The organism is Rhodanobacter sp. Root627 (assembly GCF_001427835.1).
In the GTDB taxonomy this organism is placed as follows: Bacteria; Pseudomonadota; Gammaproteobacteria; order Xanthomonadales; family Rhodanobacteraceae; genus Rhodanobacter; species Rhodanobacter ginsenosidimutans.
The window spans coordinates 440,726-463,565 of the sequence record NZ_LMGW01000001.1; the positions used below are offsets into that span (position 1 = coordinate 440,726).

Below are 22,840 nucleotides of genomic sequence, written 5' to 3' on the forward strand. Positions count from 1 at the left end.
CGGGCTCAGTTCGCGTTGTGCAGGCTGGTTCGAAAAATTTTCCGCCCGCTTATTGGCCGCCATCAGGCCGATCCGCCGTCTGGATCTTGCGCTTGTGCAGTTCCAGCACCAGCGGCGTGAGTTCGGCGATGCGGGCCTGGATGCGGACGCGGGCGTAGTAGTCCAGGTCGTCGCGCTTGAGCAGGCGCTTGAGTTGTTCCATCGCGTCGAAAGGGCGGCCCGAGTAGTAGCTGGCATCCGCGAATGCTTCGCCTGCGCGCTCGGTGTCGCCGGCTTTCTCACAGGCGCGGGCGTAGGCGGTGTAGAGCTGTGGCTCCACCGCATTGCTCAGCAGGGGTCGCAACAGTTCCGCGGCGGTCGCCGCCTGTGCGGGCGCGCCACCGGTGGTGAGTGCCTGGGCGTACGCCAGTGCCACCGCGCGATTGCGTGGCGAGTGCAGGTTGAGCTTTTCGTAGAGGGCCAGCGCGGCGGCGCGCTGGCCAGCCTGGAAACGGGCGTCCGCCATCGCCAGTTGCAGGATGAGGTTCTCCGGCTGGTTTTCGATCAACGGCTGCAACTGCGCGATGGCCTGCGTGCCATCACCACTGCGGGTGAGCGCCAGCGCGTAGCCATAGCGCGTGGCGAGCGTGTCGAAGCCGCGCTTGTCGAAATTCGAGCGGTAGCGCAGCGCTTCCTTGGAGGCGTCGCCAGTCAGCACGCGCAGGCGCTCGCGCATCAGCGCATATGTTTCGCCACGCTGCTGCGCCGAGGGGCTGAACAAGGTGGTGACATCGTGCACGAACGGGATCGGCGCGGTGGTGCTTTCCCACTGGCTCTTGACCAGGGTGCTGCCGCTCGGCCGCAGCTTCTGTGCGGCGATCAGGCCGCCCGCGCGCGACTTGGCGTCGCTGATGCGGGCCGAGGTCACCGGGTGATCCTGCAGCATGCTGGGTGTATTGCCCATGCCGCCTGTGTTGGCGCTGAGCACGTCCTGCATGTGCGAGAAGAAACCGGCCATGCCGCGCGGGTCGAAACCCGCATTGGCCAGGGTCTGGATGCCGGTGCGGTCGGCCTCGACCTCATCCTTGCGGGTGAAGTTGATCGACCGTTGCGCGATCAGCCCCTGGCCGCCGGCCAGCACCGCCATCGGCGCGTCGCCGGCATTGTTGGCGGCGCCCGCGGCAAGCGCGCCCAGCAACACCAGCGCCATCAGCGGGGCATCCTTGCGCGATGCCTCGAAGGCCCGTTCCAGATGGTTCTGCGTGATGTGGCCGATCTCGTGCGCGATGACGCCGGCCAACTCGCTTTCGTTGCGGGTGATTGCCACCAGGCCTGCGTTCACCGCCACGTACCCGCCCGGCGCCGCGAAGGCGTTGATCTCCGGGTCCTTCACCACGAAGAACGAAAAATGCTCGTCCGGCTTGGCACTGGCGGCAACCAGCCGGAAGCCCAGGTCGTTGATGTAATCGTCCACCAGCGGGTCGTCGACCACCATGTCCAGTGCGCGCATCTGGCGCAGCATGGAGGCGCCGTAGGCCTGCGCTTCCTGCTTCGAAATCAGTGCATTCGCCGAACTGCCCAGATCCGGCAGGCGAACGTTGTCCTGCGCCATCGCCACCGGCGCAAGCAAACCCGCGCACAGCAAGGCGCGAGTCAAGGCGGACAGGAGGCGTGGAGCGCGGCGGTGTGCTGGCATGGTCATGAGGGGTCGACAATATCATTCAGACCACTTGGTGAGGGCGCGGTTCGCGCCGCGCGGCTACCTGTACATGCTTGATTTGGCTTCGGCGTGGACGCATGTGTGGGCTGAACCATTTTGACCGTCCCCTGGAGCGCCGTAATGCCGAAGATCGAGATCTACTCCACTGCCGTCTGCCCTTACTGCGTGGGCGCCAAGAACCTGCTCAAGTCGAAAGGGCTGGAGTGGCAGGAAGTGCGCATCGACACCGACCCGGTGCAGCGCGACGCGATGCTCCAGCGCAGCGGCGGGCGCCGTACCGTGCCGCAGATTTTCATCAACGACCAGCACGTGGGCGGCTTCGACGACCTTGTCGCCGCCGACCGCAGCGGCAAGCTGGCGCAACTGCTCGGTGACGCCGCGTGAGCGACGATCGACTGGCCGAATTCACCGCCTTCCGCCAGCGCATGAACGAGCGCATCCTGGCCGAGGACAACCAGGTCGTGCGGCGCTTCTTCGCGCTGGACACGCAAACCTACAAGGCCGGCGCGCTGGACGTGAAGACCAAGGAGATGCTGGGCCTGGTCGCGTCGCTGGTACTGCGTTGCGATGACTGCATCAGCTACCACGTGGCCCAGTGCAAGGAAGCCGGCGTGGAGCGCGATGCGTTTTTCGAGGTGTTCAGCGTGGGCCTCGTGGTGGGCGGGTCGATCGTGATCCCGCACCTGCGCCGGGCCGTGGATCTGCTCGACCAGCTGGAGCAGGGCAGCGCCGACACGGGCGCCGCGGGTTGCCCCGACCACGCCTGACCCTGCGGGATCATGCAACGCTGCGTGCGAGTATTTTCAAGGCGCTGCGCCTGCTTCGCGCTGGTGGCGGCCACTCCTATCAGCGATAATTGATGGGTTTCGCGCGACGTCCGGTCCGGATGTCGCGTATCCCCATTCGAAGGAGTTTCCCCCATGAGCAACACAATCGCGGTGATCCCGGGCGACGGCATCGGCCCCGAGATCATGACCGCCACCTTGCGCGTGCTCGACGCGCTGGACTGCGGCCTGAAGTACGACTTCGTCGACGCCGGCATGGTGGCGCTGGACAAGCACGGTGACCTGCTGCCCAAGGCCACGCTGGACAAGATCGCCGAGCACAAGGTCGCGTTGAAAGGCCCGCTGACCACGCCGATCGGCGGTGGCTTCACCTCGGTCAACGTGACCCTGCGCCGCCATTTCGACCTGTACGCGAACGTGCGCCCGGCGGTGAGCTTCCCCGGCACCAAGTCGCGCTACGAGAACATCGACATCATCACCGTGCGCGAGAACACCGAGGGCGCGTACCGCTCCGAAGGGCAGACGCTGTCCGAAGATGGCGAAATCGCCGAGTCGGTGGCGCGCAACACCCGCAAGGGCAGCAGCCGCATCGTGCGCTACGCGTTCGAGCTGGCGGTGAAGAAGGGTCGCAAGAAAGTCACCGCGGTGCACAAGGCGAACATCCTGAAGACCAGCTCGGGCCTGTTCCTCAACGTGGCGCGCGAGATTGCCAGGGAATACCCGCAGATCGAGTTCAACGAGATGATCGTGGACAACACCTGCATGCAGCTGGTGATGCGTCCCGAGCAGTTCGACGTGATCGTCACCACCAACCTGTTCGGCGACATCCTGTCCGACCTGTGTGCCGGCCTGGTCGGCGGTTTGGGTTTGGCCCCGGGCGACAACATCGGCGAGCACGCGGCGATCTTCGAAGCCGTGCACGGCTCGGCGCCGGACATCGCCGGCAAGGGCATCGCCAACCCCTGCGCGCTGCTGCTGGCCGCCGCCGACATGCTCGATTACCTGGACATGGTGGCCAAGGGCGACCAGCTGCGCCAGGCGATCCGCGACACCATGACCAACGACCGCGACAGCGTGACGCCGGATATCGGCGGCAAGGGCAGCACCGACAGCTTCGCCGATGCCCTGGTGAAGCGCATCAAGGGCTGAGGATTTTCTGGAAATCCCGTTCTTGCTTCCCCCGCGCAGCGGGGGAAGCTGCCCGAAGGGCTGATGGGGGCGCTTTTTTTGGCGGCCTGGAAAGCCAGCGCGGCTTTGTCGCGCTCCCCCTTCCGCCCTCCGGGCACCTTGAACGAATGCCTTCCATGGCATCCGATCTTCGGGCAGCTTCGCTGCTCAAGATGGCAGTCCTGCCATCTTGTCCCCGTAAACGGGGGAAAGGAACTGCCTGGGCTTTTTTCGTGGTTGGGGCTCAGTGCTTGGGCGGCTGGTACGAGCCCGGCATGCTCTGGAACGGGATCGCGATGCGGTTCCAGGCGTTGATCAGGATCACCGCCATGTTCAGGTCGCCCAGTTCCTTCTCGCTGAACTGCGCGCGAGCCTGCTCGTAGACCTCGTCGGGTACGCCGTGGATCGGGTCGAGCCGGGTCACCGCCTCGCACCAGGCCAGTGCGGCGCGCTCGCGGTCGCTGTAGAACGGCGCTTCGCGCCACGCCTGCAACACGTACAGGCGCTGCTCGGTTTCGCCGGCGGCGCGGGCATCCTTGCTGTGCATGTCCAGGCAGTAGGCGCAGCCGTTGAGCTGCGAGGCGCGCATCAGTACCAGTTCGATCAGGGGGCGTTCGATGCTGCCGGTTTGCAGGTATTTGACCAGGGCGAGCAGCGGCTTGATGGCGTCGCCGGTGGGGGCGGAGGATTGACGCGATGACATGGGGAACTCCTTGGTGGTGGATGCGGCCGAGGTGGCCGTTCAATACAAGGACGCAGAGCCTTTCGATTTTGTGACAGCTGCCAGCCGGGCCAGTTTTCCGGGGTGGCGCAAGGCGTGGATGGCGCTGATGCCGGTGCCGTCGTCGTCGATCCAGCTGGCGCTGATCAGGTTGCCGTCGTGCCAGCTGAGCAAGGCGGGCGCACCGTTGAGCGTATGGATTTCATGACACACGCCATCGGCCTGCTGATGCAGTGCGATCTGCAGATACAGGCGAGCCAGCCGTTCGGCCCCGTGCAGCGGACGCAGCGTGGCGGTGACCAGGCCGCCGCCATCGGAGATGTGCACGGCGTCCTCGGCGAACAGCGCGCGCAAGGTGTCGATGTCCGGTGTGCGCAGGGCCTCGGCGAAACGCTCCAGCAAACGATGCTGGCGATGGTGGTCGGGTGCGCCCTGGCGCGGACGTTCATCGCGCAGGCGTTGCTTCGCCCGATGCACACGCTGGCGGCAGGCGTCCTCGCTGATGTCCAGCATGGCCGCGGTTTCGGCGTGGCTGTAATCGAAGATCTCGCGCAACAGGAACGCGGCGCGCTCGTCGGCGCTGAGCCGCTCCAGCAGCACCAGGAAGCTCAGGGTGAGGCTTTCGGCGCGCTCCAGCCGCGCCTCGGGCTGGTCGGCGTCGGCCAGCAGCGGTTCGGGCAGCCACGGGCCGGGGTAGTGCGCGCGCTCGGTCTTGGCCCGACGCAGGCGATCCAGCGCCAACCGGGTCGTCACGGTCACCAGCCAGGCTTCGGGGTCATTCAGCGCATCGATGTCCTGCGCATCCCAGCGCAGCCAGGCATCGTGCAGCACGTCCTCGGCATCGGCCGGCGTGCCGAGCATGCGGTAGGCCAGCCCGAACAGGCGGGATCGATGTTGCTGGAACAGCGCGGTTTGCGTGTCCAAAGGTTTTCTCCGTCAAAACATCGAGGACGCGCGACGGCCGCGTCGTGTGACGGGATCAGTGAAACAGCGGCCACGGCGCCAGGAAGATCAGCCACATCAGGAACAGGATGCCGACGTACTTGGCGGCCTTGTACAGTTTCCGGTGGCGGCGTTTGAACTCCGTCTTCCAGCGGTGGGTGGCGCCCTTGCGCTGGCTGAGCGCATACAGGCGGTTCACGAAGCCGGTTTTCTCGGCGCCCGTGTCGCTGTTGGGTGAGGCGGTGATCTTGCCCATGAACGCTCCGACGCGATGGTTGATTGCGCTCATCCAGCGCGTGCGCAGCGGGCGCTCGACATCGGCAAACAGGATGACGCGGGTCTGGTCGGTCTTATTTTCCACCCAGTGCACGAAGGTCTCGTCGAACACCACGTCCTTGCCGTCGCCCCAGGCGTGCTCCTCGCCGTCGACGAAGATGCGGCAGTCGCGCGAGTTGGGCGTGATCAGGCCCAGGTGATAGCGCAGCGAGCCGGCGAACGGATCGCGGTGCGGGTTGAGTTTGCTGTTGGGCGCCAGCGTGGCGAACATCGCCGCCTTGATGCCGGGGATGGCGTTGAGCAGTTCCACCGTCTTGGGGCACAGCGCCTGCGCCGACGCCAGCGGCTCGCCGTACCACTTCAGGTAGAAACGCTTCCAGCCCTGCTTGATGAAGCTGTTGAAGCTGGCGTCGTTGTTGGCCGTGGTGCCGCGGATATGGCCGGCGTCGGTCAGATGCAGCGCCTCGTCACGGATGGTCTGCCAGTTGGCCTGCAGCAGATCCAGCTCCGGAAAGCCGCGGCGATCCAGGATGGGTTTCGCCGGCACCGCGGAGAACGCGTACATCAGCAGGTTGTATGGCGCGAACACCGCCGAATGGTCCACCAGCTGACGATCGAAGCGTAGCCGCACGCGCCCGCGCAGGTGCACCAGCAGCACGCACAGCGCAAAGAAAACGAAGATGGCGAGCAGAATGAGACGGGGCGTAAGGATCATGGCAACGCGAGCAGCCGTGGCAGGGATTTCGGAGCCTGCCATTCTACGCGTTTGCCGGGCCCCGGCTCGACGCCACCCGATTCCCCATGCGGTGTTCAGCCGCGCGAGTCAACCGCAGGATTCAGGGACGAAGCGTGGCTTTCATGCGCCGCGCAGCGAGCAGATCGTCCGGCTAAACTCCGACCACCCGAATGCGGAGCAGGCCGATGGCGACACCGAAAGAATCCAAAAGCTCTCCGATCGACCCGGCATCCACCTCGGAAAGCCGGTCGAGCTCACACCCGCAGCTTCTCTGCCTGACGCCCTTTCTCGAGCGCTGGATCAACTCGGGCGAGTCTTCGGCGGGCGTCCCGTCGTCTTCGAGAATCGAACCTCCGAGGTCTTCGACTTCCAAGGCGTAACGCTCCGCGACGGGACGCTCACGCTCAGCGCGGAATCCGATGCACTGCTGATGGCGATTGCTGCCCATGGGACCTTGCACCAGGTGCGCAAGATCCGCCCCGATCTTTACCGGGACCTGGCGGGTGAAGTGCGCCAGCAGGGGCGCCTGCCTACACGGCCACCCTGAAAGAGTGCGTCAAGGCTAATGGCGAAGAGGCGCTGACTGCCGACTCCATGGGCGACGCGATCGCCGACCCGGACTTCCTTTTCCGGATCCCCGATCCCCAATCCCGGCTTACAGCGTCTCCGCCGCGAAATCCGCCAACCGCGAACGCTCGCCACGCCGCAAGGTGATGTGTGCCGAATGCTCCCATTGCTTGAAGCGGTCCACCGCGTACGTGAGGCCGGAGGTGGTTTCGGTGAGGTAGGGCGTGTCGATCTGCTCGACGTTGCCCAGGCAGACGATCTTGGTGCCGGGGCCGGCGCGGGTGATCAGGGTTTTCATCTGCTTCGGGGTGAGGTTTTGTGCCTCGTCGATGATCAGGTAGCGCGACAGGAAGGTGCGACCGCGCATGAAGTTGAGCGAGCGGATCTTGATGCGCGAGGCGAGCAGGTCGTTGGTGGCCTGACGACCCCAACTGCCGCCGTCCTCCGGGTTGGCCAGCACTTCCAGGTTGTCGGTGAGCGCGCCCATCCAGGGCGTCATCTTTTCCTCTTCGGTGCCGGGCAGGAAGCCGATGTCCTCGCCCACCGAGACGGTGGCGCGGGTCATGATGATCTCGCGGTAGCGCTGCTGGTCCATCACCTGGGCCAGGCCGGCGGCCAGCGCCAGCAAGGTCTTGCCGGTGCCGGCGTTGCCCAGCAGGGTGACGAAATCGATGTCCGGGTCCATCAGCGCGTTGAGCGCGAAGTTCTGCTCGCGGTTGCGCGCGCCAATGCCCCATACGTGGTGGTTGGCATGCGAGTGGTCATCCAGCAACACCAGCGTGGCGGTATCTTCGCCGACTTCCAGTACGCGTAGCTCGATGCCGCCTTCGCCCGGCATGTACAGGCATTCGTTGGGGTACCACTCCTCGCTTTCGTGGCGGTCGAGGCGGTAGTAGGTGCGTCCGCGCTCGGTCCACGATTCCACTTCCGGATGCTGCTCCCAGAAGTATTCCGGCAACGCCTCCACACCGTTGTAGAGCAGCGAGAAATCGTCCAGCGCGCGATCGTTCTCGTAATCCTCCGCGGTGATGCCCTGGATGCTGGCCTTGATCCGCAGGTTGATGTCCTTGGTCACCAGGATCACGGTGCGGTCGGGGTGCTGCTCGTGCAGCTCGATCACCGCGGCCAGGATCTGGTTGTCGGCCTTGCCGTGGCCGTTGCTGACGCGCTGCTGGAAATACAGCCGGCCCACCGCCGATCCGCGCTTGAGCTTGATGCCGGCAGGGTTGGTCAGTTCCAGCCCATCTGACAGGTCATGCTGCTTGCCGCGCTCGATCAGCTCATTGAGGAAACGGCTGACCTGGCGGCCGTTGCGCGACACTTCCGACGCGCCCTTCTTCTTCTCGTCCAGTTCCTCCAGCACGGTCATCGGGATGAAGACGTCGTGTTCCTCGAAATGGAACAGCGAGGTCGGGTCATGCAGCAGAACGTTGGTGTCCAGAGCGTAGATGCGCTTGCTTCCGGTCATGCGGAAGAATCCTCGCGGGTGGTGGGGGAGGGATCGCGATGCTGCGGTCGCGGGCGGAGAGGCGTGGCGTGCCACGCCCGAAAAAGCGATGCGGGGTGCGCGCTCACGCGGCCGGGATGGCGTCGAGCACTTCCTGCGCGTGGCCGGCGACTTTCACCTTGCGCCATTCCCGTGACAGTTTGCCGTCGGGGTCGATCAGGAACGTGCTGCGTACCACGCCCATGTGGCGCTTGCCGTACAGCACCTTCTCGTGGATCACGTCGAACGCCTTGCACCAGGTTTCGTCGGGGTCGGATACCAGCGGGAACGGCAGCGCCTGCTTTTCCGCAAACCGGGCGTGCGAGGCGACGGCATCACGCGACACGCCGACGATCTGCGCGCCGCGCTGGCGGAATTGCGGGTGGAGGTCGCGGAAATCCTGCGCCTCGGTGGTACAGCCGGGGGTGCTGTCCTTGGGGTAGAAGTAGAGGACGACCCACTGGCCCTTGAGGCTGGCCAGTTTCAGTGGCTCGCCGGTGCCGGTAGGCCCGGTGAGCGGTGGGACTTTCTTGCCGATTTCGGGCATGGACGCTCCATCGCGGCGGAGGCCGCATGGCCCAAGACTAGCGCTTGCCGTACGGCGGATGACAGACCTTGCCAGCGTGGATGGTTCGCGCGATGCTCGGCGCTTGTCCGGCCATCGGGCAACCGCTCCTGCGTTGCCTCAACTCGGGCATAGGGCAACTGCTCCATGCATTGCCTCAACTCGGGCATCCATGCCCTCGCCATGCCCTCGCCATGGCCGGGCTGAGAGGTTGAAAAATCACAACCTCTCAGAATTTCACCGGGTCCATGATCGCGTCCAGGTTCAGCCCGTCGCACAGTTCGAGAAAGTCGTCGCGCAGCGCGGCGATGTGGATTTCCGAAGGGATGCCGATGGTGAACTGGGCCTGGAACATTTCCGCGCCGGTTTGCATGGCCTGGTAGTGGGTGGAGTTCAGCTGCTCCACGCTGATCTCATGCTGGCTGAAAAATTCCACGATGCGCGCCACGATGCCGGGGCGGTCGGCCGCCACCACTTCGACCAGATACGGCAGCAGATGCGAGCTGTTTTCGCGAGGTCGGGTGCGGTAGTGCACCAGCCGCAGGCTTTCGTCACGTGCCAGCTTGGTCAGCGCCGATTCCAGCTTGGCCAGCGCATCCCAGGCGCCGGTGGCAAGCAGCATCAGCGAGATTTCCGTGCCGATCGTGGCGACCCGCGCCTCGGCCAGGTTGCAGCCGGCATCGGCGATGCGTCGTGCCAGCGTCAGCAGCGGCGATTGCAGTGCCGGCGTCAGTACCTGGATCAGCAGTTGCTCGTCGGCGCCCGCGCGGACGGAAGAAGCGGAAGAAGATTTCAAGAGGTTTGCCCGTGGGAAGTCCGCATGGTGCGGAATGACTCCGTTCGAGCTTACTTGCCCGTCTGGCGAGCCCGCAAGTAACATAGACGGCTGATTGCCGGGCGGGACGTGTCTTGAACATTCGTGGAAGCATCTGTGCGTTGGTCACCCCGTTTACTGCTGATGGCGGGCTCGATCTGCCGGCGTTCGGCCGCCTGCTCGACTATCAACTCGAGGGTGGCACGCGGGGCGTGGTGGTGGCCGGTTCCACCGGCGAAGCGCACATGCTGGAGCCCGAAGAGTTCGACCGCCTGCTGACGTTCGCCGTTCGTCATGTGAACGGCCGGGTGCCGGTGATCGCCGGCACCGGTGAGGCGGGCACGGCCAAGACGGTGGAAGCAACCCGACGCGCGCAGGCACTTGGCGCCGATGCGGCGCTGGTGGTGGTGCCTTACTACGTGCGTCCAACCCAGGAAGGCATGCGCCGCCATTTCCTGGAAGTGGCCGACCACGGCGGCCTGCCGCTGCTGCTGTACAACGTGTCCATCCGCACGGCCTGCGACATGTTGCCGGAAACCGTTGCCCGTCTGCGCGACCATCCGTCCATCATCGGTATCAAGGAAGCCCGCGGCGATGCGGAGCGCATTCGCGCGCTTGCGGAACTTGCGGGCGAGAATTTCGTCTACCTGTCCGGTGACGACGCTACCGCCACCGACGCCATGCTCGCCGGGGCAAACGGTACCGTCTCGGTGGTGGCCAACCTGGTGCCCAAGGCGTTCCGTGCACTTTGCGACGCGGCGGTCGGCGGCGACAGGGAGGCGACGGCGCGTTGCTTTGCCGTGTTGGAGCCGTTGTTGAAGGCGCTCAATTGCGCGCCGAATCCGATCGCGGTGAAGGCGGGGTTGCCCGAGCTGGGGCTTGGTCTGGCGTTGCCGCGGTTGCCGCTTGTTGAATTGAATGAAGGCCCGGAACGTGTCCGACTGCGCCAAGCACTGTCCAGTCTGGCATCCTTGGCCACTGCTGCCTGAAGCGCTGCGGCGTTGCGGCGGCCCGATCCTTCCACGGAATCCCATTACATGAAGAAAACCTCGCTCCTCGTCACCGTGCCCGCGCTTGCCCTCTGCGGTTTGCTGCTTGCCGGTTGCGGCATGTTCCGCTCGCACAAGGCATGGGAGACCGCCGTGCAGGAATCGCCGCTGGAGATTCCGCCGAACCTGGACACGCCATCGGCTACCGCGGCGCTGAACATTCCGCCGCCCGGTGCCAACCAGCCGACCGCCAATGGCGCCAGGGCCTCCGTCGGACCCACCGCCGGCGAGATTTCCGACGGCTTCATCACGTCCGGCCCGATCGATACGGTCTATCAACGGGTCGGGCAGGCACTGCAGGACGGCAAGGTGGGCAAGGTGCTCAGCCACGATGATGCCGCGCACAGCTACACGGTTGCCGTTGCCGGTGCCGCGAAGAAGCGGGGCTTCTTCGGCCGCATGTTCCACCGCGAAAAGCGCAGCGATGCCACCGCATCGGGCGGCGCGGCGCAGCAGGTCGTGGTCACCGTGGGTGACAGCGGTACCTATGGCAGCGAGGTTCGCGCCAAGGGTGGCGTCAACGCCGTGGGCAAGGTCATCGATTCGCTGAAAGCGAAGCTGACGGACTAAACCCGGCCAGGCACCACAAAAAAAGCCGCCCTCGGGCGGCTTTTTTCATGGATGAGGTTTGCTCAGCGCTGCAGCAGCGGGAGCTTGCCCGGCTTGCCGTCCCACTCGCTGGCGTCGGCGGGGGCGTCCTTGCGCTCGGTGATCACTGGCCAGTCGCGGGCCAGTTCGGCGTTGAGCGCCACGAACGCTTCCTGGCCGGCGGGCACGTCGTCTTCGGGATAGATCGCGTTGGCCGGGCACTCGGGTTCGCACAACGTGCAGTCGATGCAGTCGTCGGGATCGATGGCGAGAAAATTGGGGCCTTCGCGGAAGGCATCGACCGGGCAGACTTCAACGCAATCGGTGTACTTGCACTTGATGCAGTTGTCGACGACGACGAAAGTCATGAACGCGGGTCTGCTTTGAATGGAACGGCGCTCGAACGAGTGTGTCGATCGAGCGCTCTTGTGAAGAGTGCGGTCATGGATGACCGCTTCTGGTCCAGCCAACGTCACGTTGGTCCAGTTGTCGGAATCCTCTCCAGACAACAGCAATCACGGAGGATTGCAAAAGCGAAGTGGTGCTCCCTACGAGGTTCGAACTCGTGTTCCCGCCTTGAGAGGGCAGTGTCCTGGGCCACTAGACGAAGGGAGCGTTCTCTTGCGAGGCGCGCTAGTATAGCGAAATTGTTTCGGGCGGCAATGCCTCGCAACCGGTCATTCGTCCACGCCGCCGCAAACTCGCTGGTTGCCGTGGGCAATCGGGCGTCCAATGCATCGGCGGCGCATCGGCGGTATCGAGCGCCCTGATTGTTATAGTCATGGGTGCCATGCACCTGGAAGGATTCTGACCGCTTGAACCTCGACTCAAGAACCAACGCCCCATCCGCGCTGAAGATCATCCCGCGCGATCAGCACATCATCTCGCGCAAGAACATCAGCAAGGCGGCGCTGCGCGTGCTGTATCGCCTGAATGAAGCCGGCTACACCGCCTACCTGGTCGGCGGTGCCGTGCGCGATCTGCTGCTGGGCCTGGCGCCGAAGGACTTCGACGTGGCCACCAGCGCCACCCCGGACGAGGTGAAGCACCTGTTCCGCAACTGCCGCCTGATCGGCCGTCGCTTCCGCCTGGCGCATGTGGTGTTCGGCCCGGAAATCATCGAGGTTGCGACTTTTCGGGGCCTGGGCGAGGAGGGTTGCGAAGGCGACCGCAGCATCGTCGACGGGCGCATCGTGCGCGACAACATCTGGGGCACGATCGAGGAGGACGCGATCCGACGCGACTTCCGCGTCAACGCGATGTATTACGACATCAGCGATTTCTCCGTCCGCGATTACGTGGGTGGCATGCAGGACCTGCACGACCGCGTGCTGCGCCTGATCGGCGATCCGGAAACACGCTATCGCGAAGACCCGGTACGCATGCTGCGCGCGGCACGACTGGCGGCCAAGCTGGACATGCACATCGACGCGGCAGCGATGGCGCCGTTCGAGGCACTGGGGCCGCTGCTGGGCGATGCCGCGCCAGCGCGCCTGTTCGATGAATCGCTGAAGATGTTCCTGAGCGGAAACGGGCTGAAGAGTTTCCACATGCTGGAACAGTGCGGCCTGCTGAAGTTCCTGTTTCCCGCCACCGCGCGCGCGCTCAAGCGCGGCGATGCCGCATTGCGCGCGCTGGTCGAGCACGGCCTGGCCAACACCGATGCGCGGGTGCGCGAAGGCAAATCGGTAACGCCCGCGTTCCTGTTTGCGGTGCTGTTGTGGGGCGAGGTGCGCGACGTGGCGCAGCAACTGATCGGCCGCGGCATCGAGCGCACCGATGCCTGGGCGCGCGCGGCGGCACAGGTAGTTGGCGAGCAGTGCCAGCGCGTGGCCATCCCGCGCCGGTTCACCTTCACGATGGAGGAGATCTGGTCGCTGCAGCCGCGGTTCGAACAGGTGCAGCGCAAGCGCGTGTTCCGCCTGATGGCGCACCCGCGCTTCCGTGCCGCGTTCGATTTCCTGCTGCTGCGCGCGGACGAATCGCCGGCGACGCTGCAACTGGGCCAGTGGTGGGCGCACGCCCAGCAGTTGCCGCCCGATGTGCTCTCCGCGGCCTTGCCGGTCGGCGGTGGCAATGCGGCCAGCGACCCGGTCGCCGCTCCCGCCGGCAAACCACCGCGTCCGCGGCGGCGTCGGCGCAAATCGGGTAACGCGGGATCGGCGTGACCCGCGCCTTCATTGCCCTGGGCAGCAACCTGGGCGATCCGCGCCAGCAGGTGCTCGATGCGATGGATGCGCTGCAGCGGCTGCCGGACAGCCGGGTGCTGCAGCGCTCGCGGCTGTATCGCACGCCGCCGTGGGGTGTTCTCGACCAGCCGGATTTCATCAACGCCGTAGTTGCCATCGATACCGGCTTGTCGCCCCATGTCTTGCTCGATGCCCTGCATGCGATCGAACAGCAGGCCGGCCGCGTTCGACTTGAGCGCAACGGCCCGCGCACGCTGGACCTCGATCTGCTGTACATGGATGGCGTCCGCATCAACGACGCACAGCTGACCGTGCCCCATCCACGCATCGCCGAACGCGCCTTCGTGCTGCTGCCATTGGCCGACGTGGCGCCCGAGCTGCAACTGCCAGCCGGGACGGTGGCGGAGCTGTTGGCGCGGATCGATATTCACGGTTGCGTAGCGCTGGCTTGAGGCAAGATCGCGATCCGCCGGATAATTGCCGTTTGACCGCCGCAGGAAGTGCCGTGTACGTACAGAATGCCGAAGCCCCGCCGCGCAAGCCGGTCACCGTGCCGGGTCTGCATGCCATGAAGGCGGCTGGCCAGCGCATCGTGATGCTTACCGCCTACGACACCAGTTTCGCCTGGCACCTGGAAAACGCCGGCGTCGATATCGCGCTGGTGGGCGATTCGCTGGGCATGGTGGTGCAAGGCCACAGCAGCACCTTGCCGGTAACGCTGGACCAGATGGTCTACCACACGAGCGCCGTGGCGCGCGGGCTGTCCGCCACCATGCTGGTGGCCGACCTGCCGTTCATGGCCGACCGCGACACTGTGCACGCCATGGAGGCCGCCGCGCGCCTGGTGGGCGAGGCGGGTGCCGCGATGGTGAAGATCGAGGGCGCCGCGCCGCATGTGCTGGAGATCATCGAAGCCCTGACCGCGCGCGCGATTCCCGTATGTGCACACCTGGGCCTGACCCCGCAGTCGGTGCACAAATTCGGCGGCTTCCGCATCCAGGGCCGCGACGAGGCCGCCGCCGACCGCATCCTCGCCGAGGCGCTGGCCGTGCAGGCCGCCGGCGCCGCCTTGCTGGTGCTCGAAGGCGTGCCTACCGCGCTGGGCGAGCGGGTGACCGGCGCGCTGCAGATTCCGGTCGTCGGCATCGGCGCCGGCCCGCATTGCGACGGGCAGGTGCTGGTGATCCACGACATGCTGGGCATCACGCCGGGCAAGCGACCGAAATTCAGCAAGGATTTCCTGGCCGGCAGCGGTTCCGTGGGCGCCGCCATCAGTGCCTACGCCGCCGACGTGCGCAGCGGTGCCTTTCCCGGCCCTGAGCATTGCTTCAGCTGACTGACGGAACCGACCCATGCAAACCGTCCAGGACGCCGCTGCACTCCGTGCCACCATCCGTGGTTGGCGTTCACAAGGCCAGACGGTGGGCTTCGTGCCCACCATGGGCAACCTGCACGCCGGGCATCAATCGCTGATCCGGCTGGCACGTGCCCGCGCCGACAAGGTGGTGGCCAGTGTGTTCGTCAACCCGACCCAGTTCGGGCCGAACGAGGATTTCGAGCGCTATCCGCGCACCCTGGCGCAGGACAGCGCCGCGCTGACCGAGCAGGAATGCGACCTGCTGTTTGCGCCGGAAGTGGCCACGCTGTATCCGTTCGGCCCCGCCAGCACCGTGCTGCTGCGCGTTCCCGAGATCACCACGATGCTGGAAGGCGCGCATCGCCCCGGCCATTTCGATGGCATGGCCACGGTGGTGTGCAAACTGTTCAACCTGGTGCAGCCGGATCTGGCGGTGTTCGGCCAGAAGGATTTCCAGCAGCTGAGGGTGATCGAGCGCATGGTGCGCGATCTTTCGCTGCCGATAAAAGTGGTCTCTGCGCCGATCCTGCGCGCCGACGACGGCCTGGCGCTGAGTTCACGCAACCAGTACCTGTCGCCGGAGGAGCGGAGCCGCGCGCCGTACATCCACTCCACCCTGCTGCAGATGCGCGAGCTGCTGGACGCGGGCCACGCATGGCAAGCGGTGGAGCAGGCGGCGCATGCACGCCTGGTACGTGCCGGTTTTGCGCCGGATTATGTGGTGATCCGTGATGTGGAAAATCTGGCTGAACCCAGCGGCCAGGTCGGCGAGCGGCTGGTGGCGCTGGTGGCCGCACGGCTGGGCAGCACGCGCCTGATCGACAACCTGCTGCTCGACTGATACCCGAAACACGCCCCGTGCCAGACGTCGTGTTGCGACGCAGCGACGCGCGGGCCGTATAATGCCGCTTTACGCAGCTCCTGCTGGAACAGAACGTCATGCAACTGAACATGCTCAAGGCCAAGATCCATCGCGCCACCGTGACCCACGCCGAGTTGCACTACGAGGGTTCGATCGCGATCGATGGCGTGCTGCTGGATGCCTCGGGCATCCGCGAGTACGAGCAGATCCACGCCTGGAACGTCAACAGCGGCCAGCGCTTTGTCACCTATGCGCTGCGGGCAGAAGAGGGCTCGGGCATCATCTCGGTCAACGGCAGCGCCGCGCGTAGCGCGCAGGCGGGCGATCTGGTGATCATCGCGGCCTTCGTGCAATTGAGCGAGGCCGAGCTGGAAACGTACCAGCCGACCCTGGTCTACGTGGGTGCGCACAACCGCATCAGTCACACCAATCGCGCCATTCCCAAGCAGATGGCCGAGGTTTCCTGAACCAGCGCGTGACTTTACCCGCGCTGCCGCGCCAGCGCCCAGGCCACATGCTCGCGCACGACCGGCGAAGGATGATCGGCCCGCGCATTCAGCGCCTCCACAACCTCGGTTGAGCGGGGCGCGTTGCCCAGCGCCACCGCGATATTGCGCAGCCAGCCGTCGTAACCGGTGCGGCGGATCGCCATGCCCTCGGTGCGCTTGAGAAATTCCTGTTCGGTCCAGCCGAACAGCTCCACCAGCTTCGCACCGTCCAGGCTGTGCCGCGGCGCGAAATCCGGTTCGCTGGTTTCCTGCGCAAACTTGTTCCACGGGCAGACCAACTGGCAGTCGTCGCAGCCGAAGATGCGGTTGCCCATCGGCGCGCGCAGATCCTCGGGGATGCTGCCCTTGAGCTCGATCGTGAGGTAGGAAATGCAGCGCTTCGCATCGAGCTGGTACGGCCCCAGGATCGCCTGGGTCGGACAAACGTCGATGCAGCGGGTGCAGCTGCCGCAATGGGCGCTGGCCGGCGGGTCGACCGGCAACGGCAGGTCGGTGAACAGCTCACCCAGGAAGAAATACGAGCCGGCGCGGCGATTGATCAGCACCGTGTGCTTGCCGATCCAGCCCAGCCCCGCGTTGCGTGCCAGTGCCTTCTCCATCACCGGCGCGGAATCCACGTACGCCCGGTAGCCGAAATCGCCGACAACGCCCTGGATGCGCTCGGCCAGCTTCTGCAGCCGCCCGCGCATCAGCTTGTGGTAATCGCGGCCCAGTGCGTAACGCGAGACGTAGCCCGCCTGCGCATCGCCCAGCACATCCCACGCATTGGCGGTGCCGGGCGGGATGTAATCCATGCGCACCGAGATCACCCGCTGCGTGCCCGGCTCCAACTCCGCCGGTCGCGTGCGCTTGCTGCCGTGGCGGGCCATGTACTCCATCTCGCCGTGATGGCCCTCGTCGAGCCAACGCTGCAGGTGTTGTTCGTCCTCGTCGAGGTTGACGCCGCTGATGCCGGTGTTGGCGAACCCGAGCTCCCGCGCCCAGCGCTTGATGTCGCGGGCCAGCGCGGCAAAGTCGGTGGTGGAAGGGACATCGGCGGCGGACATCCGGTCATTGTAAATCGTGCGCAGGCTTATAATTCGCCGATGCCTACCTCACCGCACCGTGCCCTCTATACCGTCGACCAGGTGCGCGCGCTGGAGCGTGGCGCACTGGACGCCATGCCCGTCAGCAACCACGAGCTGATGTTGCGGGCGGCCCATGCCGCGCTCGACAGCCTGCGCCGGCACTGGCCGCAGGCGGCACGGATCGCCATCCATTGCGGCCCCGGCAACAACGGCGGCGATGGTTTCCTGCTGGGCGTGCTGGCGCGCGAGGCGGGGTTGCAGGTCGATGTGGTGGTGCTCACCGAAAGCTCGCGTGGCGAGGCGGCGCAGGCACGCGCTGCGTGGGAGGCCGCCGGCGGAAGCGTGCGGCTTTGGGATGACAGCGAGGCGCTGCCTGAGGTCGATGTGCATGTGGATGCGATGTACGGCATCGGTTTCAACCGTGCACCGGCTGCGGCGGAGGCGGCGCTCATCGAAGCGATCAACGGCAGTGTCACGCCCGTGCTGGCACTCGACCTGCCGTCCGGTCTGTCCGCCGACAGCGGCGATTGTCCCGGCGCGGTGATCCGCGCGGATGTCACCGTCACCTTCATCGCGCACAAGCGCGGGCTGCATACCGGGCGTGCCGTCGATCAGGTCGGCACGCTGGAGCTGGCCACGTTGGGCGTGCCGGCCAGCGTTTATTCGTCGCTTCAGCCGGATGCCTTGCTGCTGGTCGCCGAGGCGCTGCCACCGCGCGCCCGTCATGCGAACAAGGGCGACAACGGCCATGTGCTGATTATCGGTGGCGATCACGGCATGGCCGGTGCCGCGCGGCTGGCAGGCGAGGCCGCCTTGCGCGCTGGCGCTGGCCTGGTCAGCGTCGCCACGCGCGCCGAGCACGTGTTTGCGCTGAACGCGGCGCGGCCGGAACTGATGGTGCATGCCGTCGACGGCCCGCAAACGCTGGAACCGCTGCTGGAACGCGCCAGCGTGCTGGCACTGGGGCCGGGGCTGGGCAAGAGCGCGTGGGGCCACGCGTTGTGGCTGACCGCGCTGGATGCCGGCAAACCGACCGTGCTCGATGCCGACGGCCTGAACCTGTTGGCCCGCGAACCACGCGTGTTCACTACGCCCACGGTGATGACGCCGCATCCCGGCGAGGCGGCGCGGTTGCTTGGCGTAACCGTCGACGCCATCGAACGCGACCGTTTTTCCGCCGTGTGCGAGCTTGCCCGCCGCTATGGCGCGGTGGTGGTTTTGAAGGGTGCGGGCAGCTTGATCGCCGATGCAAATGGACGTCTGGACGTCTGTCCGTGGGGCAACCCCGGCATGGCGTCGGGCGGCATGGGCGACCTGCTCACCGGTGTCGTCGCCGCCATGCTGGCGCAAGGGTGTGAGCCGTGGGAAGCGGCCTGCCTGGCCGTGGGCTTGCACGCGCGCGCCGGCGATCTCGCAGCGCGGCAGGGCCAGCGTGGCCTGTTGGCGGGCGACCTACTCGATCCGTTGCGCACCTTGGGCAACGCGCTGCCTGATGGGGTTTCCTCTCATGGTTGATTCGCCGGAGAGCGCCTGGAACCTGCCCGACGAAGCCGCCACCATCGCTTTTGCCACGCGTGTGGCAAAAGCGATCCACGAAGGCGTGGTGGTCTACCTGCACGGTCCGCTGGGTGCCGGCAAGACCAGTTTCGCGCGGGCGCTGTTGACGGCCCTGGGTGTGGGTGAGCGGATCAAGAGTCCCACCTACAGCCTGATCGAGGGTTACCACGCGCAGGCGATGCCGGCGTGGCATCTGGATCTTTATCGCATTGCCGATCCGGGCGAGCTGGAATGGCTGGGCCTGGACGCGCTGGCCGACCCTTCCGCGCTGGTGCTGGTGGAATGGCCCGAGCGCGGTGCCGGCGCGTTGCCGGCAGCGGATGTGGCCCTGCACTTGGATTACGCCGGCGATGGGCGCCGCGCCGCGTTGCAGGTTTTCACCGCCCGCGGCGAGCGTCTGCGGCGCCGTTTACGTTAAGTCCGCGTTTTCGTTCGAAATTATGCAGGGCGGCCACGGTGGTCGATCCGTGCGAAATGCGCCACTTGCGTCCGATAGCTGGACATTCCCTGACAAAGCAACCGCAGGTTATGGATATTCAAGGGAAAACCTCTTGCAATCCGCAGGCGCGTGCGTTTCAATGCGGGCCATGGCCGGTTACCTGAACAGCATCGTTTTTCGTGGCGCGATGGTTGTCGCGGCGCTCGCCGTGGCGCCGACAGGTGCCGTTCACGCGGCCAATCTCGAAGGTGTTCGCGTCTGGGCCGGCCCGGAATATACCCGCGTGGTGATCGATGCGACCGGGCCGCTGCACTACAAGATCCGCCAGAAGGGTGGCGAAGTCCTGGTCGATTTGCCCGACAGCGGCTTCAGCCGCAGCTTTTCCGATCCGGCCGCGCAAGGTTTGCTGCGCGGCATGAGCCATGCCCGCATCGGCAAGAACCTGCAGCTCACGGCCAAGGTTCATCCGGACAGCCACCTGAAGAGCTTCGTGCTGGAACCGCGCAAGGGCGACAATTACCGCCTGGTGCTCGACCTTTATCCCGACAGCGCCACGGCTGATCGCGTCGTCACTACGGCGGCTGCGCCCAAGGCCGCATCGGAGCACAGCAGCCGCGCATCGACCCAGCAGGCCGCCGCGTTGCTGAACGGCCAGCGCGCGGTGGTGGTGGCGATCGACGCCGGCCATGGTGGCAAGGATTCCGGCGCCCACGGCCCCGGTGGCACCCAGGAAAAGAACGTCACCCTCGCGGTGGCCCGTGACCTGGCTGCGATGATCAACCGCCAGCCCGGCATGAAGGCCGTGCTGACCCGCAACAGCGATTTCTACATCCCGCTGAAGCAGCGTTACAAGATCGCGCGCGAGAACAACGCAGACCTGTTCGTCTCCATCCACGCCGATTCGTTTACCAGTGACGACGCCAAGGGCTCGTCGGTGTGGGTGTTGTCGCCGCGAGGCAAGACCAGCGAGGCTGCGCGCTGGCTGGCCGATCGCGAGAACCGCGCCGACCTGATCGGCGGCACCACGCTGGATGACAAGGACGACGGCCTGGCCAAGGTGCTGCTCGACCTGCAACAGGGCTGGGCGATGCAGGCCAGCGATGTGGTGGCCGGCAATGTGTTGAAGGCGCTGGCTCAGCTCGGCCCGACCCATCGCGGCTATGTGGAAAAGGCGAATTTCGTGGTGCTGCGCTCGCCCGACGTACCGTCGATCCTGGTCGAGACGGCGTTCATCAGCAATCCGAAGGAAGAGCGCAAGCTGCGCGACCCGGCACACCAGAAGCGGCTGGCGGCCGCCGTGATGGGCGGGGTAAAGAACTATTTCGAATCCACGCCGCCGCCGGGCACCTGGTTTGCGGCGCAGGCTGCGCAGCGCAGTGGCGTGCAGTTGGCGTCGACCGGCAAGTCGACCACGTCATCGTCCACGCGCGCCGACGCGGGTGTGCGCGATCTGCACAAGGTCAATCGTGGCGAAAGCCTGGGCAGCATCGCGCGCCAGTACGGTGTGAGTGTCAGCGCGCTCAAGAACGCCAACCAGATGAGCAGCGACACCGTGCGCGCCGGCGTGATGCTGGCCATTCCCACCAGCTGAAACACGACAGCAAGGCCGAACGGTCGGGCAGTGACGTTGTTCGCTGCTAAAGTTGGTGGATGACTGCCATTCGCCTGCTACCCCCCGCACTCATCAATCAGATCGCCGCTGGCGAGGTCATCGAGCGGCCGTCGTCGGTGGTCAAGGAACTGGTGGAAAACAGCCTTGATGCCGGCGCTCGCCGCATCGAGGTGGACATCGAAGCCGGCGGTGCGCGATTGATTCGCGTACGCGACGATGGTGGCGGCATCCCCGTGGATGAATTGCCGCTGGCGGTGGCATCGCACGCCACCAGCAAGATCGGCAGCTTCGACGATCTGGAACACGTGGCCAGCATGGGCTTCCGCGGTGAGGCGCTGGCGTCGGTGTCGTCGGTATCGCGCTTTGCGCTGACCTCGCGCGCCAGCGGTGAAGATGCGGCGTTCCGTATCGAGGTCGATGGCGGCAAGTTGCAGGCGGCGCGCCCGGCGCAACACCCGCAGGGCACCAGCGTCGAAATCCGCGACCTGTTCTACAACGTGCCGGCGCGGCGCAAGTTCATGCGTGCCGAGCGTACCGAATTCGCCCATATCGACGACTTGCTGAAATCGCTGGCGCTGGCCCGCGATGGCGTGGAATTTCGCCTCAGTCACAACGGCAAGCCCGTGCGCATCTGGAAAGCTGCCAGCGACGAACGCGCGGCGCTGCAGCGCGTGGCCGAGGTGCTGGGCGAGGAGTTTCCCGCGCAAAGCCTGCGCATCGACCATGCGGCGGCGGGGCTGCATCTGTCTGGCTGGGTCGGCCTGCCCACGGCGTCGCGCGCCCAGGCCGATTCGCAATATTTCTACGTCAACGGGCGGCTGGTGCGCGATCGCATCGTGGCCCACGCGGTGCGTCAGGCGTATGCCGACGTGCTGTTCCACGGCCGGCATGCCGCGTTCGTGCTGTACCTGCAGCTCGACCCCGCCGGCGTGGATGTGAACGTGCACCCGGCCAAGCACGAAGTGCGTTTTCGCGAGCAGCGGCTGGTGCACGATTTCCTGTTCCGCACGCTGCACGAGGCGCTGGCGCAAACCCGTGCCGGGCTGGGGACGTTGCCCGCGGCCGAACCCGAGCTGGCCACCGCGACGGGGTACGCCAGCCCGGTCACGCCATCCACCGGCAGCGCGCCAGCGTGGCCGGGCCAGTTCAGCCAGAGCCGTTTGAGCCTGGGCGTGCGCGATGCACCGCTGGCCGGCTACGCCGCCTTGCTGGGTGAAAGCCCCTCAATGCCCGCAGCCCCGTCGATGCCCGCTGCCGATGACAGCGAGACGCCGCCGCTGGGTTTCGCCATCGCCCAGCTGAAAAGCATCTTCGTGCTGGCCGAGAATGCGCACGGCCTGGTGCTGGTCGACATGCACGCGGCGCACGAGCGCATCACCTACGAGAAGCTGAAATCCGGCCGCGCCAGCAGCAACCTGCGCTCGCAGATGCTGCTGGTGCCGCTGTCCATCGCGGTCAGCGCGAAGGAAGCGGCGGCAGCCGAGGAACATGCCGACGCGCTGGCCGAGTGGGGGCTTGAGCTGTCGCGCAGCGGTCCGTCCACCGTCGTGGTGCGGCGCATCCCCGCCTTGCTGGAAGGTGCCGACGTGGGCCAGCTCAGCCGCGATGTGCTGTCGGAGCTGGCCCAGCACGGCAGTTCGCGTCGCCTGCAGGAGCTGGAGAACGAGCTGCTTTCGACCATGGCCTGCCACGGCTCCGTACGGGCCGGGCGTCGGCTGACGCTTCCCGAAATGAATGCGCTGCTGCGCGAGATGGAAGCCACCGAGCGCTCCGGCCAATGCAACCACGGCCGCCCGACCTGGACCCAGCTGAGCCTGGCGGAGCTGGACAAACTATTCATGCGCGGGCGCTGA

General features: G+C 66.0%; 24 protein-coding genes and 1 tRNA gene. 15 read left to right on the forward strand and 10 right to left on the reverse strand.

From position 1 onward, the window contains the following. Positions 1 to 49: 49 nt before the first annotated feature. Positions 50 to 1,681: a M48 family metalloprotease gene (locus ASD68_RS02055; RefSeq protein WP_056602921.1), complete on the reverse strand. Its 1,632-nt coding sequence runs from the start codon at positions 1,679 to 1,681 to the stop codon at positions 50 to 52. A gap of 138 nt (positions 1,682 to 1,819) precedes the next feature. Between ASD68_RS02055 and grxC the strand changes: the two genes are divergently transcribed. The 3 genes from grxC to ASD68_RS02070 all read left to right on the forward strand — a co-directional run bounded on the left by grxC (position 1,820) and on the right by ASD68_RS02070 (position 3,633). Then, a complete protein-coding gene (gene grxC, locus ASD68_RS02060) occupies positions 1,820 to 2,083 on the forward strand; it encodes a glutaredoxin 3 (RefSeq protein ID WP_007082660.1) in 264 nt (87 codons plus the stop codon). A 41-nt stretch (positions 2,084 to 2,124) separates the two neighbouring features. Continuing rightward, positions 2,125 to 2,466, forward strand: coding sequence for a carboxymuconolactone decarboxylase family protein (locus ASD68_RS02065; RefSeq protein WP_235577570.1), 342 nt, complete (start codon positions 2,125 to 2,127; stop codon positions 2,464 to 2,466). A 153-nt stretch (positions 2,467 to 2,619) separates the two neighbouring features. Further along, on the forward strand, positions 2,620 to 3,633 hold the full coding sequence (locus ASD68_RS02070; RefSeq protein ID WP_056602923.1) for an isocitrate dehydrogenase: 1,014 nt from the start codon (positions 2,620 to 2,622) through the stop codon (positions 3,631 to 3,633). A 262-nt stretch (positions 3,634 to 3,895) separates the two neighbouring features. On the opposite strand, the gene ASD68_RS02075 is transcribed toward ASD68_RS02070, so the two are convergent. Genes ASD68_RS02075 through ASD68_RS02085 form a run of 3 tightly spaced genes read right to left on the reverse strand, consistent with a single transcriptional unit; the run spans position 3,896 to position 6,305 of the window. Next, positions 3,896 to 4,354: a carboxymuconolactone decarboxylase family protein gene (locus ASD68_RS02075; protein WP_056078234.1), complete on the reverse strand. Its 459-nt coding sequence runs from the start codon at positions 4,352 to 4,354 to the stop codon at positions 3,896 to 3,898. Positions 4,355 to 4,393: 39 nt separating this feature from the next. After that, complete coding sequence (sigJ, locus tag ASD68_RS02080) at positions 4,394 to 5,296, reverse strand: RNA polymerase sigma factor SigJ (RefSeq protein WP_056602926.1); 903 nt, start codon at positions 5,294 to 5,296, stop codon at positions 4,394 to 4,396. Between the two features lie 55 nt (positions 5,297 to 5,351). After that, positions 5,352 to 6,305 carry an aspartyl/asparaginyl beta-hydroxylase domain-containing protein gene (locus ASD68_RS02085; RefSeq protein WP_056602928.1) on the reverse strand — a complete coding sequence of 318 codons (954 nt, stop codon included), beginning with the start codon at positions 6,303 to 6,305 and terminating at the stop codon, positions 5,352 to 5,354. 91 nt (positions 6,306 to 6,396) lie between these two features. Between ASD68_RS02085 and ASD68_RS16735 the strand changes: the two genes are divergently transcribed. Further along, positions 6,397 to 6,873 (forward strand): hypothetical protein, encoded by a 477-nt coding sequence (locus ASD68_RS16735; RefSeq protein ID WP_156458308.1) that lies wholly within the window; start codon positions 6,397 to 6,399, stop codon positions 6,871 to 6,873. A gap of 108 nt (positions 6,874 to 6,981) precedes the next feature. On the opposite strand, the gene ASD68_RS02095 is transcribed toward ASD68_RS16735, so the two are convergent. The 3 genes from ASD68_RS02095 to ASD68_RS02105 all read right to left on the reverse strand — a co-directional run bounded on the left by ASD68_RS02095 (position 6,982) and on the right by ASD68_RS02105 (position 9,740). Further along, positions 6,982 to 8,361, reverse strand: a complete 1,380-nt coding sequence (locus ASD68_RS02095; protein WP_056602935.1) for a PhoH family protein — start codon at positions 8,359 to 8,361, stop codon at positions 6,982 to 6,984. Positions 8,362 to 8,464: 103 nt separating this feature from the next. Then, positions 8,465 to 8,926: a peroxiredoxin gene (locus ASD68_RS02100; RefSeq protein ID WP_056602938.1), complete on the reverse strand. Its 462-nt coding sequence runs from the start codon at positions 8,924 to 8,926 to the stop codon at positions 8,465 to 8,467. A 247-nt stretch (positions 8,927 to 9,173) separates the two neighbouring features. Further along, positions 9,174 to 9,740 carry an ACT domain-containing protein gene (locus ASD68_RS02105; RefSeq protein WP_007082669.1) on the reverse strand — a complete coding sequence of 189 codons (567 nt, stop codon included), beginning with the start codon at positions 9,738 to 9,740 and terminating at the stop codon, positions 9,174 to 9,176. A gap of 113 nt (positions 9,741 to 9,853) precedes the next feature. On the opposite strand from ASD68_RS02105, the gene dapA reads away from it, so the two are divergent. After that, positions 9,854 to 10,747: a 4-hydroxy-tetrahydrodipicolinate synthase gene (gene dapA / locus ASD68_RS02110; protein WP_056602941.1), complete on the forward strand. Its 894-nt coding sequence runs from the start codon at positions 9,854 to 9,856 to the stop codon at positions 10,745 to 10,747. 48 nt (positions 10,748 to 10,795) lie between these two features. Beyond that, positions 10,796 to 11,377: a hypothetical protein gene (locus ASD68_RS02115; RefSeq protein ID WP_056602944.1), complete on the forward strand. Its 582-nt coding sequence runs from the start codon at positions 10,796 to 10,798 to the stop codon at positions 11,375 to 11,377. A 62-nt stretch (positions 11,378 to 11,439) separates the two neighbouring features. Here the strand turns inward: ASD68_RS02115 and fdxA are convergent, their stop codons facing one another. Then, positions 11,440 to 11,763, reverse strand: a complete 324-nt coding sequence (fdxA, locus tag ASD68_RS02120) for a ferredoxin FdxA (RefSeq protein ID WP_007082672.1) — start codon at positions 11,761 to 11,763, stop codon at positions 11,440 to 11,442. Positions 11,764 to 11,934: 171 nt separating this feature from the next. Beyond that, positions 11,935 to 12,010: transfer RNA gene (locus tag ASD68_RS02125), tRNA-Glu, on the reverse strand. Between the two features lie 200 nt (positions 12,011 to 12,210). Here ASD68_RS02125 and pcnB point away from each other — a divergent pair. From pcnB to panD, 5 genes are all read left to right on the forward strand, one after another. Further along, positions 12,211 to 13,563: a polynucleotide adenylyltransferase PcnB gene (pcnB, locus tag ASD68_RS02130; protein ID WP_056602947.1), complete on the forward strand. Its 1,353-nt coding sequence runs from the start codon at positions 12,211 to 12,213 to the stop codon at positions 13,561 to 13,563. Continuing rightward, entirely contained in the window at positions 13,560 to 14,036 is a 477-nt protein-coding gene (folK, locus tag ASD68_RS02135; protein WP_056602950.1) for a 2-amino-4-hydroxy-6-hydroxymethyldihydropteridine diphosphokinase, read from the forward strand. Before pcnB ends, folK begins: the two co-directional genes overlap by 4 nt. Positions 14,037 to 14,089: 53 nt before the next feature. Continuing rightward, entirely contained in the window at positions 14,090 to 14,920 is an 831-nt protein-coding gene (gene panB / locus ASD68_RS02140) for a 3-methyl-2-oxobutanoate hydroxymethyltransferase (protein WP_056602953.1), read from the forward strand. A 16-nt stretch (positions 14,921 to 14,936) separates the two neighbouring features. Next, a complete protein-coding gene (panC, locus tag ASD68_RS02145; protein WP_056602956.1) occupies positions 14,937 to 15,782 on the forward strand; it encodes a pantoate--beta-alanine ligase in 846 nt (281 codons plus the stop codon). Positions 15,783 to 15,880: 98 nt separating this feature from the next. Then, positions 15,881 to 16,270 (forward strand): aspartate 1-decarboxylase, encoded by a 390-nt coding sequence (panD, locus tag ASD68_RS02150; protein ID WP_056078266.1) that lies wholly within the window; start codon positions 15,881 to 15,883, stop codon positions 16,268 to 16,270. Between the two features lie 14 nt (positions 16,271 to 16,284). Here panD and queG read toward each other — a convergent pair whose 3' ends face one another. Continuing rightward, positions 16,285 to 17,358, reverse strand: a complete 1,074-nt coding sequence (gene queG / locus ASD68_RS02155) for a tRNA epoxyqueuosine(34) reductase QueG (RefSeq protein ID WP_056602958.1) — start codon at positions 17,356 to 17,358, stop codon at positions 16,285 to 16,287. Between the two features lie 39 nt (positions 17,359 to 17,397). Here queG and ASD68_RS02160 point away from each other — a divergent pair, with 39 nt between their 5' ends. The 4 genes from ASD68_RS02160 to mutL all read left to right on the forward strand — a co-directional run bounded on the left by ASD68_RS02160 (position 17,398) and on the right by mutL (position 22,840). Continuing rightward, the gene (locus tag ASD68_RS02160) at positions 17,398 to 18,894 is read left to right on the forward strand and encodes a bifunctional ADP-dependent NAD(P)H-hydrate dehydratase/NAD(P)H-hydrate epimerase (protein WP_056602961.1); all 1,497 of its coding nucleotides are present in this window, start codon (positions 17,398 to 17,400) and stop codon (positions 18,892 to 18,894) included. Further along, entirely contained in the window at positions 18,887 to 19,354 is a 468-nt protein-coding gene (gene tsaE, locus ASD68_RS02165; RefSeq protein WP_056602964.1) for a tRNA (adenosine(37)-N6)-threonylcarbamoyltransferase complex ATPase subunit type 1 TsaE, read from the forward strand. The genes ASD68_RS02160 and tsaE overlap by 8 nt, the downstream gene beginning before the upstream one ends. A gap of 169 nt (positions 19,355 to 19,523) precedes the next feature. Then, a complete protein-coding gene (locus ASD68_RS02170) occupies positions 19,524 to 20,966 on the forward strand; it encodes an N-acetylmuramoyl-L-alanine amidase (RefSeq protein WP_056602966.1) in 1,443 nt (480 codons plus the stop codon). Between the two features lie 59 nt (positions 20,967 to 21,025). After that, entirely contained in the window at positions 21,026 to 22,840 is a 1,815-nt protein-coding gene (mutL, locus tag ASD68_RS02175; RefSeq protein WP_056602969.1) for a DNA mismatch repair endonuclease MutL, read from the forward strand.